Below are 16,106 nucleotides of genomic sequence, written 5' to 3'. Positions count from 1 at the left end.
TCGCACGCCCCTGAAGCGTATCACGGCACCAGCTTGTAGCCACCGGCTTCCGTGACCAGGATTTCCGGGTTGGCGGCGTCCTTCTCGATCTTCTGGCGAAGGCGGTAGATATGGGTTTCCAGCGTGTGGGTGGTGACGCCGGAATTGTAGCCCCAGACCTCCTGGAGCAGGGTCTCGCGCGAGACCGGCATCTGGCCGGCCCGGTAGAGGAAGCGAAGGATCGCCGTTTCCTTCTCGGTGAGCCGGACCTTGCGCGCATTGGCCGCCGTCAGCATCTTCGAGCCGGGACGGAAGGAGTAGGGGCCGACCGAGAACACCGCGTCTTCGCTGGCTTCGTGCTGGCGGAGCTGGGCGCGGATACGGGCCAGCAGCACGGCGAAGCGGAAGGGCTTTGCGACATAATCGTTGGCGCCGGATTCCAGCCCCAAAATGGTGTCGGAATCGGTGTCATGCCCGGTGAGCATGATGATCGGGGCCTTGAAGCCACCCTTGCGCAAGGAACGGACCACCTCGCGGCCATCGGTGTCGGGCAGGCCGACATCCATCAAAACGAGATCGGGGGCATTGGCCTTCGCGGCGCTCGCACCCTTGGCGCCGGTATCGACGGCGGAGGCTTCGAATTCTTCGTGCAGCGATAATTGCTCCACCAACGTATCGCGCAGATCGGTATCGTCATCCACGATGAGGATCTTGCGGGCATTGGCCATAGGGGGTCATCCTTTTGGGGTCCGGCGCGGCGCGCATCCATGCTGCACCCAGCCGAGAGGGGAAGTTTAGGGGTCGCCGTTATTATTGTTGTTCGTGTTGAAGTAGTGGGCTGTTACCGATTCTCAAGCCAGAACCACTCTAACTCAAAATCGCGGGCCGTTTCGATGAATGTCCTGTAATGAATTCGACATCGCATTTTCGCATGAAAAATAAAGCCGTGTCAGTCAGTTACACCAGGAATCGAAGCGCCGGACCGCTGTCAACGATCCGCGTTAAGCCTGCCGCCGGGAATCCGCGCCGGGGCTGGCTGACGGCCGGACACCTGACAATTCCGGTGGCGCTGGGACGCGGCGGTATTTTGGCCAACAAGCGCGAGGGCGATGGCGGCACGCCCAGGGGCAGCTTCCGTCCCAGGCAATTGTGGTGGCGGGGCGACCGCCACAGCCGGCCGCAGACCTTTTTACCGGCGCGGGCCATCGGCGACACGGACGCCTGGTGCGAGGACCCGAGCGACCGCCATTATAATCAGCCGATCCGGCTCGATCGGGAGCAGGGCGGCGACCGGCTCAAGCGGGCCGACCAACTCTATGACTTCATCATCGAAATCGACCACAACACCAGACCGCGCATCGCCGGGCGCGGCAGCGCCGTATTCCTGCACCTGGCCCGCGACAATTTCGGGCCGACTGCGGGCTGCGTCTCGATGACCAAGGCGGCAATGCTGCAATTGCTGCGGCGGCTGGGACCAAGAACAAGAATCATCATCGGGTGAGGGCTCATGCTCGACAAGGATCAGATCGCCGACGCTTCTCGCGTCCTGGCCAAACATTGGCGCGACGGCACCAAGCTTGACGCGCTGGAGCCGCGCCCGCGGAGCCGCGCCGATGGCTACGCCATCCAGGCCGCGCTCGAAACGCCATCGCTCGGACAATTGTTCGGCTGGAAGATCGCGGCGACGAGCGAATCCGGACAGAAGCATATCAACGTCACGGGACCGCTGGCCGGCCGCATCATGAGCGACACCGTGATTGCCGATGGCGGCACGGCGTCGATGAAGGGTAACGAGATGCGCGTCGGCGAGCCCGAGTTCGCTTTCCGCATGGGGCGCGATCTGCCACCGCGTGCGTCGCCGTACAGCGTGGACGAGGTCCTCGCCGCGACAGGCAGCTTTCATCCCGCAATCGAGATTCCGGATTCGCGCTTTGTCGATTTCGCCAGTGCCGGCGAGGCGCAGCTCATCGCCGACAACGCCTGCGCACATCTGTTCGTGCTGGGCGCACCGACGACTGCGAACTGGCGAGCCATGGATCTCGTCGAGGAACGGCCGCAGATCACGCTGCGCGGCCAGCATTATGTCGGCCACGGCGGGAACGTGCTCGGCGATCCCCGTGTCGCGCTTACGTGGCTCGCCAATGAGCTGCGCGGGCTCGGCATCACCTTGCGGGCAGGGGAGGTGGTGACCACAGGCACGTGCCATCCGCCGCTGCCGATCCAGGCCGGCGATCGCTTCGAGGTGGATTTCGGCGTGCTGGGGAAGGTGTCGGTGGGGTTTGTGTAGGCGCTCCACCCTTCGCCGTCGTCCCTGCGTTCGCAGGGACGACAACTATCTATGCCCGAAGATCGCGCTTCCCACCCGCACATGGGTGGCACCTAGCATGATCGCCGTCGCAAAATCCGCGCTCATGCCCATTGAGAGATTCTTCAATCCGTTGCGCGCGGCGATCTTGGCGGTCAGTGCGAAATGGGCTGCCGGCGGCTCGTCGACCGGCGGGATGCACATCAAGCCGGAGATCGTCAGCCCGTAGCTGTCGCGGCAGCTCGCGATGAAGGCATCGGCTTCACCGGGGGCGATGCCGGCCTTCTGCGGCTCCTCGCCGATATTGATCTGGACGAACAGTTCCGGGTGCTTTTTCTGGGATTCGATTTCCTTGGCTAACGCTTGGCAAATGCTCGGGCGGTCAACCGAATGGATGGCATCGAACAACGCGACGGCCTCTTTCGCCTTGTTGGATTGCAGCGGCCCGATCAGATGCAACGCGATACCGGAGTGAGCGGACGTTAACCCAGGCCACTTGGCTTTGGCCTCCTGCACCCGATTCTCGCCAAATACGCGCTGTCCGGCGTCGATTATCGGGGTAATTGCATCGGCGGCGAACGTCTTGGATACCGCGATCAACGTCACGGAGGCACGATCCCGCCGCGCTTCCTTGCAGGCGCGTGCAATTTCGGCTTCGACCGCGGCGAGCGCGTTAGGTGAATGGCCGGTTACCGGCGCGGCGCTTTCTTCTGTCATGACGTCGAATCGAGACTGATTGTTGCGGTGCTATTTCTAATTTTACCGAGTTCAAGAAAGAGTTTTTGAACCCTTCGCTTTACCTTGGCACACGGGGTGGGTCGCGAAGATGGCAAACATCAGTTTCAACCGCAAACGAGCGAAACTCAAGCAGGTTCTCGGAATCCGGGCGCGGCTTGCGTTGCTCGCGGTGATTCTGGTGACGCCCTTGATGTTCGAGCGCGTCCGTTCGCTCGAGGACACGCGCGCAAAGCAAATCGCGCAGGCCGCGGCCGAATTCACCACCATCGCCAGGCATAGCGCCGATGCGCAGCGCGAAGTGATCTCGTCGGTCGAGACCATCCTGAAATCGGAAGCCTTCATCCGCGCCTCCGCCGGCGGCATCAGCAAGAGCTGTGACGTGCTGCGCGCGAGTCTGCCGTCGAACCTTCCCTGGATCCGCACGCTGTTGATCGCCGGCCAGGACGGACGCATCCAGTGCGCCACCAACAACATGTATGTCGGCCTCGACCTCAGCGACCGGCCTTACTTCCAGCAGGCGCAGGAAACCGGCCGGTTCGTGCTGAGCGATTTCATTCTGTCGCGGCCGGTGCCGTCGCCGACCGTCATGGCGGTTTACCCGGTGTCCGCCTTCAGCGGCGTCGCGGATGCCGTCGTGCTCGCCACCGTGAACCTCGACTGGATGTCGAAGGTCATGAGCAATCTCGGCGGCCGCGCCGGCATCACCGCCGTGCTGGTCGACAGCGCCGGCACCGTGCTGGCAGCACCCGCCGACCAGCACAGCGCGATCGGCCGTCCCCTCGACAACATGCCGCTGATGTCGGCAATCGCCGACAAGGCGCTGCGCTCGGACCAGGACGAAGGTTCGCTCTCCTTCCTCGCCGCCGACGGCTCGCGCCGCGCGGTCAGCTATATCCGCATCGCCGGTACTAACGCCCGCCTGATCGCCAGCATCGACGAGGACAAGGTGTCCGCGGCGGTCAGCCGCGACATCCGCACCGCCTATCTCCAGCTCGCCTTCGTCGTCCTGTTCGTCCTGCTCGGTGCGCTGATCGCCGCCGAGAAGCTCGTGATCAAGCCGATCGAAATGCTCGCGGACATGGCCAAGCGTCTCGGCGAAGGCGACCTGTCGGCGCGCGCCGCGCGCAACCGGCTACCGGCCGAGTTCGTGCCGCTCGCCCGCGCGTTCAACGCGATGGCCGCGCAGCTCAGCCAGCGCGAGCGCGAGCTGATCGCGAGCAACGACCGCCTGACCGTGATGGCCTCGATCGACATGCTGTCGGGCCTTGCCAATCGCCGCGGCTTCCAGAGCCGGCTCGACTTCGAATGGATGCGCGCGCAGCAATATGGCAGCGACCTCGCGCTCCTGATGATCGACGTCGATCACTTCAAGCTGTTCAACGACACCTACGGCCATCTCGAAGGCGATTCGTGCCTGACCCGGCTCGGCGAATCGCTCTCCGGTATCGCCGCCGACACGATGGGCTTTGCGGCGCGCTATGGCGGCGAGGAGTTCTGCCTGCTGCTGCCGAACACCGACGTGACGCGCGCCGTCGAGATCGGTGAGCAGGCGCGCGCGGCCGTGCTGAAGCTCTGCCTGCCGCACATCACCTCGGCCCATATGATCGTCACCGTCTCGATCGGCGTTGCCGCGACGAAGCCCAACGAGACCCTGCGTCCCGGCGATCTCATCGAAGCCGCCGACGCCGCGCTCTACGCCGCCAAGCACCGCGGCCGCAACAAGGTCGTCGAGCACGGCATCCTCGTGATCGACAACGGCGCGGCCGAAATCGCGATGGCGGGTTAACTAGCCCGCTGCTCCGGCGCGATCGCGCTCGATCTCCGTTACCACGCGATCGCGCCGCATCGCCTGTCCGGCAATGGACACGGCGTGGTCGTCATCGGGATCGTCGAAGCTGGCGTCCATCGGGATATTCGGGGTTCTGGTCAGCCGCGAACTTGCATCGAGCCCTTAATCCCGGCCCAACGGCGGCCTCGGTAGTTATGGGGAGCCGCAGGGGAAGGGTCCTCGGCTGCGGCAACCCATTGACCCCCCGAGGACTTTTATGGCCTAGTCCGCCGTCTTTAGACGGCCGAATCCACGAAAAACCCAACGATTCCATGACCTCCGAACGCTACAACGCCCGCGACGCCGAACCGCGCTGGCAGGCTACCTGGGACCAGCAGGCGATCTTCGTCTCCCGAAACGACGATTCGCGGCCGAAATACTATGTGCTCGAGATGTTCCCCTACCCGTCCGGGCGCATCCATATCGGCCATGTCCGCAACTACACCCTCGGCGACGTGCTGGCCCGCTTCATGCGCGCCAAGGGATTCAACGTGCTGCACCCGATGGGCTGGGACGCGTTCGGCCTGCCGGCCGAGAACGCCGCGATCGAGCGCAAGGTCGCGCCGAAGGCCTGGACCTACGACAACATCGCCGCGATGAAGAAGCAGCTCCGCTCAATCGGGCTGTCGCTGGACTGGTCACGCGAATTCGCGACCTGCGATCCCAGCTATTACAAGCATCAGCAGAAGATGTTTCTGGACATGCTCGCCGCGGGCCTCGCCGAGCGTGAGAAGCGCAAGCTCAACTGGGATCCGGTCGACATGACCGTGCTCGCCAACGAGCAGGTGATCGACGGCCGCGGCTGGCGCTCGGGTGCCGTTGTCGAACAGCGGGAAATGAGCCAGTGGGTCTTCAAGATCACGAAGTACTCGCAAGAGCTGCTGTCCGCGCTGGATGGGCTCGACCGCTGGCCCGACAAGGTGCGGCTGATGCAGCGCAACTGGATCGGTCGCTCGGAAGGGTTGCTGGTCCGCTTCGCGCTGGATCAGGCGACCACGCCCGCCGGCGAGAGCGAGCTGAAGATTTTCACGACGCGCCCCGACACGCTGTTCGGCGCGAAATTCATGGCGATCTCGGCGGATCATCCGCTGGCGCAGGCGGCCGCCGCGAAGAACCCGAAGCTTGCGGAGTTCATCGCCGACATCAAGAAGATCGGCACCGCGCAGTCAATCATCGACACCGCGGAGAAGCAGGGTTTCGACACTGGCATCCGCGCGGTGCACCCGTTCGATCCCTCCTGGAAGCTGCCGGTCTATGTCGCCAACTTCGTGCTGATGGAATACGGCACCGGCGCGATCTTCGGCTGCCCGGCGCACGACCAGCGCGACCTCGACTTCGTCAACAAGTACAGCCTCGGCAATACGCCGGTCGTCTGTCCCGAGGGCCAGGATCCGAAATCGTTCGTCATCACCGACACCGCCTATGACGGTGACGGCCGCATGATCAATTCGCGCTTCCTCGACGGCATGACCATCGATCAGGCCAAGGACGAGGTCGCAAAACGCCTTGAAAACGAGCTGCGCGGCAACGCGCCGGTCGGCGAGCGTCAGGTCAATTTCCGCCTGCGCGACTGGGGCATTTCGCGCCAGCGCTATTGGGGCTGTCCGATTCCGGTCATCCATTGCCCGAAGTGCGACGTGGTGCCGGTGCCGGATGCCGACCTGCCGGTGGTGCTGCCGGAGGATGTGAGCTTCGACAAGCCGGGCAACGCGCTCGATCATCATCCGACCTGGAAGCACGTCACCTGTCCCAAATGCGGCGGCAAGGCCCAGCGCGAAACCGACACCATGGACACCTTCGTGGATTCGTCCTGGTATTTTGCGCGCTTCACCGATCCCTGGAACGAGAACGCACCGACGACGCCTTCAGTCGCCAACCGGATGCTGCCGGTCGACCAGTATATCGGCGGCGTCGAGCACGCGATCCTGCATCTGCTCTACAGCCGCTTCTTCACCCGTGCGATGAAGGCGACCGGGCACATCGCACTGGACGAGCCGTTCGCGGGCATGTTCACGCAGGGCATGGTGGTGCACGAGACCTACCAGAAGACCGACGGCAGCTGGGTGCAGCCGGCCGAGGTGAAGATCGAGGTCGGCGGCAACGGACGCCGCGCGACGCTGCTGAGCACAGGCGAAGACGTCACGATCGGTCCGATCGAGAAGATGTCGAAGTCGAAGAAGAACACGGTCGACCCCGACGACATCATCGCGACCTACGGCGCCGACGTCGCCCGCTGGTTCATGCTGTCGGACTCCCCGCCCGACCGCGACGTGATCTGGAGCGACGAACGCGTCCAGGGCGCTTCGCGTTTCGTGCAGCGGCTGTGGCGGCTGGTGAACGATGCCATGGAACTCGGCAAGGGTGCCCCCGCGGCCCGACCGGCCTCGTTCGGCGGGGATGCGATCGCCCTGCGCAAGGCCGCCCATGGCGCGCTCGACAAGGTCACCACCGGCGTCGAGCGGCTGCACTTCAACGTCTGCCTCGCCCATATCCGCGAATTCACCAATGCGTTTTCGGAGGTGCTCCAGCGGCCCGGCCAGCCGGCGCCCGATCTCGCCTGGGCGATCCGGGAGGCCAGCCAGATCCTAGTCCAGCTGTTCTCCCCGATGATGCCGCACCTGGCCGAGGAGTGCTGGCAGGTTCTGGGTCACAGCGGGCTGGTTTCGGAGGCCGATTGGCCCCAAATCGAACGCGATTTGCTGGTGGAAGACAGCGTGACCCTGGTGGTTCAGGTCAACGGCAAGAAGCGGGGTGAGGTCACAGTTGCAACAGCGGCCCAGAATCCGGAAATCGAGACTGCCGTTTTGGCCCTCGATGCGGTAAAACTGGCCCTGGACGGCAAACCCGTCCGCAAGGTGATTATCGTCCCCAAGAGGATCGTGAATGTTGTCGGCTAGGATCCGTATCGCAGCCCGCTTGCTCGCGGTGGCCGCACTGGCGGCGCTGACGGCTGGCTGCTTCCAGCCGATGTACGCCGAGCGTACCGACGGCACCCCCGGCCTGCGCGAGAAGCTGATGGGGGTCGACCTGCCGCCGATCACCAAGGCGAACGCCTCCCGCGAGGCTCGCGTCGGCGTCGAGGTCCGCAACGCCCTCGCCTTCAAGCTCTACGGCACGGCCACCGGCATGCCGCCGACCCATCGCCTCGAGATCCGCTTTGCAAGCAGCAAGTCATCGCTGATCGTCGATCCCAACACCGGCCTGCCGAGCAGTGAGAACTACGGCATCGACGCCCAGTACAATCTGATCGAGGTCGTCAGCGGCAAGTCGGTGATGACCGGTACGACGTTCTCGCGCGTGTCGTACGACATGCCCGGCTCCTATCAGCGTTTCGGCCGCAACCGCGCGATACGTGATGCGGAGGATCGTGCTGCCAACGAGATCGCCGAGAACATCACGACCCGGCTCGCCTCGTTCTTCACTGCAGGCACGTAATTCATCCTGTCATTCCGGGGCGCCCGGAGTGACGAACCCAGGCAACATGGTCGCGCTGCGCGGAAAAGAGATCGACGCCTTTCTTGCCCGTCCCGATGCGGGCCGTCCGATCATCCTGCTCTACGGTCCCGACGCCGGCCTCGTGCGCGAGCGCGCCGATGCACTGATTGCTTCGGCCGTGGACGATCCCAACGATCCCTTCTCGCTCGTGAAGCTCGATGGCGACGAGCTCTCCGCCGAACCGTCGCGTCTCGTCGACGAAGCCATGACGGTGCCGCTGTTCGGCGGCCGCCGCGCCATCCGCATCCGCGCCGGCTCGCGCAGCTTTGCCAGCGGTGTCGACACGCTGGCGGAGATGAGCGTGAGGGATTGCCGCATCGTGATCGAGGCCGGCGAGCTGCGGCCGGAATCGCCGCTGCGCAAGGCCTGCGAGAAGGCCAAGACGGCCGTTGCGATCGGCTGCTATCCGGACACCGAGCGCGACCTCGCCAAGCTGATGGAAGACGAGCTCCGCATCGCCAATTTGCGCATCGCGCAGGACGCCCGCGCGGCGCTGATGTCGTTCCTCGGCGGCGACCGCCAGGCCTCGCGCAACGAGCTGCGCAAGCTGACGCTCTATGCGCATGGCAAGGGCGAGATCACGCTTGATGACGTCATGTCCGTGGTCGCCGACGCGTCTGAGCTGAAGCTCGATCCGATCGTCGACGGCGCCTTCGCCGGCCGGCCCGATATCGTCGAGACCGAGTTCGCCAAGGCCATGATTGCCGGCACCTATCCCGGCGTGATCATCTCCGCCGCGCAGCGCCAGGCGGCGTGGCTGCATAAATCCGCGCTCGCGATCGCCGACGGCACGCCGGCCTCCGCCGTGCTCGAAGGCGGCTATCCGCGCCTGCATTTTTCGCGAAAGCCGGCGGTCGAAACGGCGCTGCGCAATTTCAACGTGGCGCGGCTTGCCGCCATCATCGAGCAGCTCGCGACTGCCGCGCTCGATACCCGCAAGCAATCGACGCTAGCCGCCGCGATCGCCCAGCGCACACTGATGGCCATCGCCGCGAATGCGAAGCGGCGGGGCTGAACCGCTACTCTCTCCACCGTCATTGCAAAGCGCAGCGAGGCAATCCAGAGTCCCACCGCGGAAAGATTCTGGATTGCTTCGCGACGCTTGTAATGACGACGTGGAAGCAGATGCGCACCACACACTCACTGTCATGCCCGCGAACGCGGGGATCCGTAACCACAGGGAGCGGTTTGGCGAAGACTCGAGGGCTTGGCCTACAGCGCGCCCTTCGCGAGCCGCTTCATCACCTCGTCGAGCTGATCGAGGTTACGGTAGTTGATCTGGACCGAGCCGCCGGGATCGCGGTGATTGACGGTGACCTTGAGACCAAGCGCATCGCTGACGCGCTTCTCGAGATCGATCGTGTCGGGGTCCTTTTCCTTGCCGCCGGTCGCGCGCGCCTTCTGCGGCTTGCGCTCGGGCACGCCTTCTTCATGCGCGAGCGCCTCGGCCTGGCGGACGTTGAGACCTTCCTCGACGATGCGCCTCGCGGATGCGAGCGGATCGGGCACGCCGATCAGCGCGCGGGCGTGGCCGGCCGTCAGCTCGCCGCTCGTGATCAGGGCCTGCACCTCCGTCGGCAGTTTCGTCAGCCGCATCATGTTGGCGATGTGGCTGCGGCTCTTGCCGACGACTTTTGCGATGTCGTCCTGGCTGCGTTTGAACTCGTTGGCGAGCGCGTGATAGCCCAGCGCCTCTTCCATCGGGTTGAGGTCTTCGCGCTGCACGTTCTCGACGATCGCGAACTCCAGCGCATCGCTGTCGCTGATGTCGACCGGGACGATTGGCACTTCGTGCAGGCCGGCCATTTGCGAGGCACGCCAGCGCCGTTCGCCGGCGATGATCTCGAAGCGATCCTGGGCGCCCTTCACCGGACGCACCACGATCGGCTGGATCACGCCATGCTGCCGGATCGAATCGCTGAGCTCCTTCAGCTCCGCGTCCGAAAAGGTGCGGCGCGGGTTGCGCGGATTGGGCTTGATGAATTCGATCGGCACCTTGCGCTGCGCGCGCGGACGATCGACATGCTGAGCCTCGCCGCCGACGTCACCGATCAGACTTGCAAGACCCCGGCCCAGTCGCGAACGCGCTTCGTCGGCCATCGCCAGCTCCCTTGGATTCACTTGAGCGCACTCCAGAACTGAATTGTCGTAGGGTGGGCAAAACGAAGCGTGCCCACCAGTTGGTTATGTGCGGAAGATGGTGGGCACGGCGAAGACGCCTTTGCCCACCCACGGCCTCTTCAATGCGTGACGCGCAACTCGCGCTCGCGCTGGATCACTTCGGTGGCGAGCCGCAAATAGGCTTCGCTGCCGACGCATTTGAGATCGTAGACCAGCACCGGCTTGCCGTAGGACGGCGCCTCCGAGATGCGCACGTTGCGCGGGATCATGGTCTTGTAGACCTTCTCGCCCATGAACTGCCTGACGTCGGCGACGACCTGGTTCGAGAGATTGTTGCGCGAGTCGAACATGGTCAGCACGATGCCGTGGATCGACAGGTTCGGATTGAGCGTCGAGCGCACCTGCTCCACCGTCTGCAGCAGTTGCGACAGACCTTCGAGCGCGAAGAACTCGCATTGCAGCGGCACCAGGATCGCATCGGAGGCAGCCATCGCGTTCACGGTGAGCAAATTGAGCGAGGGCGGGCAGTCGATCAGCACATAGGTGTAGTCGGCGTCGGGCGAGACATTGTTGTTGAGCGCGCCGATCGCATCGCGCAGCTTGAAAGCGCGGCCGGGCGTGGTGCCGAGCTCGAGTTCGAGACCTGAGAGATCCATGGTCGAGGGCGCGATGTGCAGCCGCGGCACCGCGGTCGACACCACCGCTTCGCGCAAGCTCGATTCGCCGATCAGCACGTCGTAGGTCGAGCAGGAGCGGTTGCGGCGGTCGATGCCGAGGCCGGTCGAGGCGTTGCCCTGCGGATCGAGATCGACGATCAGGACGCGCTCGCCAATCGCGGCGAGCGCTGTGCCGAGATTGATCGCTGTGGTTGTTTTACCCACCCCGCCCTTTTGGTTCGCCAACGCCAGGATGCGCGGGTGGCCATGCGGAACGTCGCTGGTCGGTTCTGGGGCCTGTTCTTGCTTCGGCTCGTCAATCACGGTCATCGAAATTCCCCACTCACCCCTGAATGCCTCACCCGCGCCGTTCGACGGACGTCAGCTCGACGATCCAACCGTCGCCTGTCCGGCTTCGGTGGAGTTGCGGCTGAATATTCCAATATTTAGCGGCTTCGGTCAATTCAGCCTCTACATCTTGACCCTTAGGAAATAGCGCCTTTGCGCCCTGGCGCATCAGCGGCTCCGCAAAGCCGATGAGTTGATGTAGCGGAGCCAGCGCACGCGCGGTGACGCAATCGACGGGGCCAGTGATTCTATCCACATTATCCCCGATCTCAGCAAGATGTACGACCCCCGGTGATGCGGTGACGCGGATGGCTTCGCGCAGGAAGGCCGCCTTCTTGGCGATTCGCTCGACGAGATGGACGCTGGCATTGGGCGCTCCGGCCATGGCGCAGGCCAAGACGACACCGGGAAAGCCGCCGCCGCTGCCGAGGTCGGCCCAGCGTTTTGCCGATGGCGCGAGATCGACGAGCTGAAGTGAGTCGGCGATGTGCCGGGTCCACAGGTGCGGGAGGGTCGAGGGCGCGACCAGATTAGTCTTGGCCTGCCACTCCCGCAGCAATGCGATGTAGCGATCGAGCCGCTCCCCCGTTTCATGTGAAACGGGGGCGAGCTTCAACGCTGCGATCTTGTCGGCGGCGATGATGGAATCGAGCGCCTGATCGTTGGCGCTGGCCTTGTCGATCTTCGGTCTGGCCGGCGCGGGCTCGGATTGACGAGCGGCGCCCTCACCCGCTCTGGGTCGTCGCAATAGCGGTCTGTCCCCGCCCGGTCCGCGCTGTTTCACGTGAAACGCCTATGCGATTGCCTTGGAGATCTTCCGCGCCTCACGGCGGAGATAGGCCGCGAGGATGCCGAGCGCCGCCGGCGTCATGCCGTCGATCCGGCCAGCCTGGCCGACCGTAAACGGTCGTGCCTTCTCCAGCTTGGCCCGCACTTCATTGGAGAGACCGGGGACCTGCTGGTAATCGACCTCCGACAGCACCATCCCTTCGTCGCGTCGGAAGGCTTCGACGTCGGCGCTCTGGCGCTCCAGATAGACATCGTACTTCGCGTCGATCTCGAGGTGGGTGGCGATGACGGGATCGATGGCGGATAGCTCCGGCCAAATGGCACGGACCTGGCTCCAGCCGATATCGGGATAGGCCAACAGCTCGAAGGCCGAGCGGCGCTGGCCATCCCGGTTCAGGGACAGCCCGTGCTTGATCGCCTCGTTCGGGGTGATCGTGAGCGACTTCGACAACATCCGAGCCGCGTTCAGGGCGCCCATCTTGGCGCGGTGATGCTGGGTCCGGGCATTGCCGACACATCCGAGGGCAATGCCCTTCTCGGTCAGGCGCTGGTCGGCATTGTCGGCCCGCAGCGTCAGCCGGTACTCGGCCCGCGAGGTGAACATCCGATAGGGCTCGCTGATGCCGCGGGTGACGAGATCGTCGATCATCACGCCGAGATAGCCGTCGGCCCGGTCGAATACCGTCAGCAGGCCGCCGCTAGCGGAGAGTGCCGCATTGAGGCCCGCCACAATGCCCTGCCCAGCAGCTTCTTCGTATCCGGTGGTCCCGTTGATCTGTCCGGCCAGGAACAGACCGCGCAGACGCTTGGTCTGCAGGGTCGGATCGAGCTCCCGAGGATCGATATGGTCGTATTCGATGGCATAGCCCGGACGGACCATCTTCACCCCCTCCAGACCCGGGATGGTGGCGAGGATCGCGAGCTGAACCTCCTCCGGCAGCGAGGTCGAGATGCCGTTGGGATAGACCGTGCTGTCGTCGAGCCCCTCTGGCTCAAGGAAGATCTGGTGCCCGTCGCGATCGCCGAAGCGGACGATCTTGTCCTCGATCGAGGGGCAATAGCGGGGACCGCTGCTCTTGATCTGGCCCGAGTACATCGGCGAGCGATGGACATTGGCCCGGATCACCTCATGGGTCGCGGCGGTGGTCCGGGTGATGCCGCACTGGATCTGCGGGGTCGTGATCCGCTCCGTCATGACCGAGAACGGCTCCGGCGGCTCGTCTCCGGGCTGCATCTCGACTGCGGACCAGTCGATCGTGGTGCCGTCCAGACGCGGCGGTGTGCCGGTCTTGAGCCGTCCCAGGGTGAAGCCGGCACGCTCGAAGGAGCTGGAAAGACCCATCGCAGGCGCCTCGCCAACCCGGCCGGCGGGCCAGTTCTTCTCACCGAGATGGATCAGTCCGCGGAGAAAGGTCCCGGTGGTGACGACGACGGCCCCTGCCCGCAGCTCACGACCGTCCGCCAGGCGGAGTCCGGTCACCCGTCCGTCAACCACGGTCAGCTCGTCGGCTTCGCCTTCGATGACGAACAGACCCCCGGTCTCCTGGATCGCCGTCTGCATCGCGGCGGCATAGAGCTTCCGATCGGCCTGGGCACGAGGACCACGTACAGCGGGACCTTTGCGCCGATTGAGCACGCGAAACTGGATGCCGCCGGCATCGCCGACCCGGCCCATCAGACCATCGAGCGCATCGATTTCGCGGACCAGATGACCCTTGCCGAGACCGCCAATGGCGGGGTTGCAGGACATTGCGCCGACTGTGGAGAACCGATGCGTCACCAGAGCAGTCGTCGCGCCCATCCGGGCAGCCGCAGACGCAGCCTCACAGCCGGCATGGCCGCCGCCGATGACGATGACGTCGAAACTCTCTCGCTCTGTGCGCATGGGCGGACTTCTATCCCAGAGCCGGGAAAGCCGGAAGTGGAAACTGTGAGGCGCATGTTTCACGTGAAACGGGGCAAGCGAAGCCCCGGAATACATTTTCGCGAAAACAACCCCATGCACAGTAGAAAGGTTATTGAACGGATTGCTGTTTCACGTGAAACGAAATCGCTGGCAGCGTGGTATGGGGTTCTACCGCTCCGCGGGTGCTGTTCCGCGAAAACACCGCTGCCGCCTCGTTATTGCGAGCGTAGTGAAGGCAATCCAGAATCCCTCTGCTTCGGGCAGTCCGGATAGCTTCGTCGCTTAGACCCCTCGCAACGACGGGGATTGGGAGCGAAACCTATCATCCTCGACTGTCACTGCTCCCGGATCGGCAGATGGCACCAAAGGGCCGAGGCGTCGTTTCACGTGAAACAACGGTCCCATCCACGTTTCACGTGAAACACAAGAAATGGAACAAGGCCTAGTTCTACAATGTAGTACTAGCGCTACTTCCCAATACAGAATTTCTGGAAAATGGCCCCCAGGACGTCCTCGACGTCCACCCGGCCAAGCAGCCGGCCTAGGGCATAAGCGGCGGCGCGCAGCTCCTCGGCGGCAAGCTCTTCGCCGTCTTCTACAAGCTCCAGACTCCGGCGCAAGCTCTCTGATGCCCGGCTCAACAGATCTCGCTGGCGGGCTCGGGTCACCACGGCGCCCTCACTGGCTCCGAAAAACTCGGCCGCAAATTTCACGAGCCCCTCGACCAGCTCGGGGATGCCGTCGCCCCGGCTCGCCGAGATTCCGAACTCGCCCCGCGACCCGGCGACCCTGGCTTGGCTCAGATCAATCTTGTTGCGCACGATCCAGACCTGACCGAAGGACCCATCATCCTCCCCGGAACTCCGAAGTGACGGCAGCGCGTCCGGAGTGACGGCCTGCTCTCCCTCGACCAACCACAGCACGAGATCCGCATCTTCGGCGCGCGCTTTCGCCCGCCGCACGCCCTCTTGCTCGACGGGGTCGTCGGTCTCGCGAATGCCGGCCGTGTCGATCACCGTGACCGGATAGCCGTCGAGATCGAGCTGCACCTCGATCACGTCGCGCGTGGTGCCGGCGTACGGCGAGACGATTGCGACATCGCGGCGGGCGAGCTGATTGATCAACGTCGACTTGCCGACGTTCGGTTCGCCGGCGATCGCAACCACCAGGCCGTCACGCAAACGTTCGGAATGTCCCTGTGCCGCAAGGACTTTTATAATTTCATCATGCAACGCTCTGATCGCCTTGACCGCCGGCGCTCTCAATTCGGCCGGCACATCGCCCTCATCGGAAAAATCGATGCCGGCTTCGATCAAGGCCGACGCCGCGATAATCCGCTCGCGCCAATCACGCGCGCGATCACCGAGCAGGCCTTGCAACTGCCGCAGCGCCTGGCGACGCTGGCGGTCAGTGTCGGCGTGGATGAGATCGTCGAGGCCCTCGGCTTCGGTGAGGTCGAGCTTGCCGTTCTCGAAGGCGCGCCGCGTGAACTCGCCCGGCTCGGCTGCACGTGTATTCGGAATTAAAGAAATCGCGGCGAGGAGCGCCGACAGCACGGCGCGGCCGCCATGAACGTGGAATTCGGCGATGTCCTCGCCGGTCGCACTTCCCGGCCCCGGAAACCAGAGCACGACTGCGTCGTCAATCGGCTGGCCGCCGCCATCGTGGAGCAGCCGACGGCTGGCCTGCCGCGGCGCCGGCAATTTGCCCGCGAGCGTCGTCAACACCAGACCGGCCTGCGGGCCCGAGACACGCACCACGGCAATCGCACTCGGCGCACGGCCGGACGACAGCGCAAAGATGGTCTGGTCTCGCGGATGCATGGCCTATTTGTCCGGCTGGCGAAGAAAACGCAAACGTCCCATTCGAGACCTTGCCGACTTCGTTTTGTTGCGCTCTGACTCGCAGCAATAGCCATATTGCGATGCAGCATATAGTGCA

General features: G+C 64.3%; 13 protein-coding genes. 6 read left to right on the top strand and 7 right to left on the bottom strand.

Going from position 1 to position 16,106, the window contains the following annotated elements:
* Positions 1-20: 20 nt before the first annotated feature.
* Positions 21-707, bottom strand: a complete 687-nt coding sequence (locus tag I3J27_RS01060; protein ID WP_007598630.1) for a response regulator transcription factor — start codon at positions 705-707, stop codon at positions 21-23.
* A gap of 203 nt (positions 708-910) precedes the next feature.
* On the opposite strand from I3J27_RS01060, the gene I3J27_RS01055 reads away from it, so the two are divergent.
* Both I3J27_RS01055 and I3J27_RS01050 read left to right on the top strand, forming a co-directional pair.
* Positions 911-1,480: a L,D-transpeptidase family protein gene (locus I3J27_RS01055; protein WP_370692003.1), complete on the top strand. Its 570-nt coding sequence runs from the start codon at positions 911-913 to the stop codon at positions 1,478-1,480.
* Between the two features lie 6 nt (positions 1,481-1,486).
* Positions 1,487-2,266 carry a 2-keto-4-pentenoate hydratase gene (locus I3J27_RS01050; protein WP_270164304.1) on the top strand — a complete coding sequence of 260 codons (780 nt, stop codon included), beginning with the start codon at positions 1,487-1,489 and terminating at the stop codon, positions 2,264-2,266.
* A 45-nt stretch (positions 2,267-2,311) separates the two neighbouring features.
* Here I3J27_RS01050 and I3J27_RS01045 read toward each other — a convergent pair whose 3' ends face one another.
* A complete protein-coding gene (locus I3J27_RS01045) occupies positions 2,312-3,001 on the bottom strand; it encodes a YggS family pyridoxal phosphate-dependent enzyme (RefSeq protein ID WP_270164303.1) in 690 nt (229 codons plus the stop codon).
* Positions 3,002-3,110: 109 nt separating this feature from the next.
* On the opposite strand from I3J27_RS01045, the gene I3J27_RS01040 reads away from it, so the two are divergent.
* The 4 genes from I3J27_RS01040 to holA all read left to right on the top strand — a co-directional run bounded on the left by I3J27_RS01040 (position 3,111) and on the right by holA (position 9,360).
* Positions 3,111-4,808, top strand: coding sequence for a diguanylate cyclase domain-containing protein (locus I3J27_RS01040; protein ID WP_270164302.1), 1,698 nt, complete (start codon positions 3,111-3,113; stop codon positions 4,806-4,808).
* Positions 4,809-5,122: 314 nt separating this feature from the next.
* Positions 5,123-7,747 (top strand): leucine--tRNA ligase, encoded by a 2,625-nt coding sequence (gene leuS, locus I3J27_RS01035; RefSeq protein ID WP_270164301.1) that lies wholly within the window; start codon positions 5,123-5,125, stop codon positions 7,745-7,747.
* The gene (gene lptE / locus I3J27_RS01030) at positions 7,734-8,285 is read left to right on the top strand and encodes an LPS assembly lipoprotein LptE (protein ID WP_270164300.1); all 552 of its coding nucleotides are present in this window, start codon (positions 7,734-7,736) and stop codon (positions 8,283-8,285) included. Before leuS ends, lptE begins: the two co-directional genes overlap by 14 nt.
* A gap of 46 nt (positions 8,286-8,331) precedes the next feature.
* On the top strand, positions 8,332-9,360 hold the full coding sequence (gene holA / locus I3J27_RS01025) for a DNA polymerase III subunit delta (RefSeq protein WP_270173005.1): 1,029 nt from the start codon (positions 8,332-8,334) through the stop codon (positions 9,358-9,360).
* Between the two features lie 197 nt (positions 9,361-9,557).
* Here the strand turns inward: holA and I3J27_RS01020 are convergent, their stop codons facing one another.
* From I3J27_RS01020 to mnmE, 5 genes are all read right to left on the bottom strand, one after another.
* The gene (locus tag I3J27_RS01020; RefSeq protein ID WP_270164299.1) at positions 9,558-10,445 is read right to left on the bottom strand and encodes a ParB/RepB/Spo0J family partition protein; all 888 of its coding nucleotides are present in this window, start codon (positions 10,443-10,445) and stop codon (positions 9,558-9,560) included.
* Positions 10,446-10,585: 140 nt separating this feature from the next.
* Positions 10,586-11,452 carry a ParA family protein gene (locus I3J27_RS01015; protein WP_270164298.1) on the bottom strand — a complete coding sequence of 289 codons (867 nt, stop codon included), beginning with the start codon at positions 11,450-11,452 and terminating at the stop codon, positions 10,586-10,588.
* Between the two features lie 28 nt (positions 11,453-11,480).
* The gene (gene rsmG / locus I3J27_RS01010) at positions 11,481-12,113 is read right to left on the bottom strand and encodes a 16S rRNA (guanine(527)-N(7))-methyltransferase RsmG (RefSeq protein ID WP_270173004.1); all 633 of its coding nucleotides are present in this window, start codon (positions 12,111-12,113) and stop codon (positions 11,481-11,483) included.
* A gap of 150 nt (positions 12,114-12,263) precedes the next feature.
* Positions 12,264-14,144: a tRNA uridine-5-carboxymethylaminomethyl(34) synthesis enzyme MnmG gene (mnmG, locus tag I3J27_RS01005; RefSeq protein ID WP_270164297.1), complete on the bottom strand. Its 1,881-nt coding sequence runs from the start codon at positions 14,142-14,144 to the stop codon at positions 12,264-12,266.
* 488 nt (positions 14,145-14,632) lie between these two features.
* Positions 14,633-15,988, bottom strand: a complete 1,356-nt coding sequence (gene mnmE, locus I3J27_RS01000; protein ID WP_270164296.1) for a tRNA uridine-5-carboxymethylaminomethyl(34) synthesis GTPase MnmE — start codon at positions 15,986-15,988, stop codon at positions 14,633-14,635.
* Positions 15,989-16,106: the final 118 nt, after the last annotated feature.

Origin of the sequence: Bradyrhizobium xenonodulans (assembly GCF_027594865.1) — a bacterium.
In the GTDB taxonomy this organism is placed as follows: domain Bacteria; phylum Pseudomonadota; class Alphaproteobacteria; order Rhizobiales; family Xanthobacteraceae; genus Bradyrhizobium; species Bradyrhizobium xenonodulans.
This window is presented reverse-complemented; position numbering and strand designations above follow the sequence as displayed.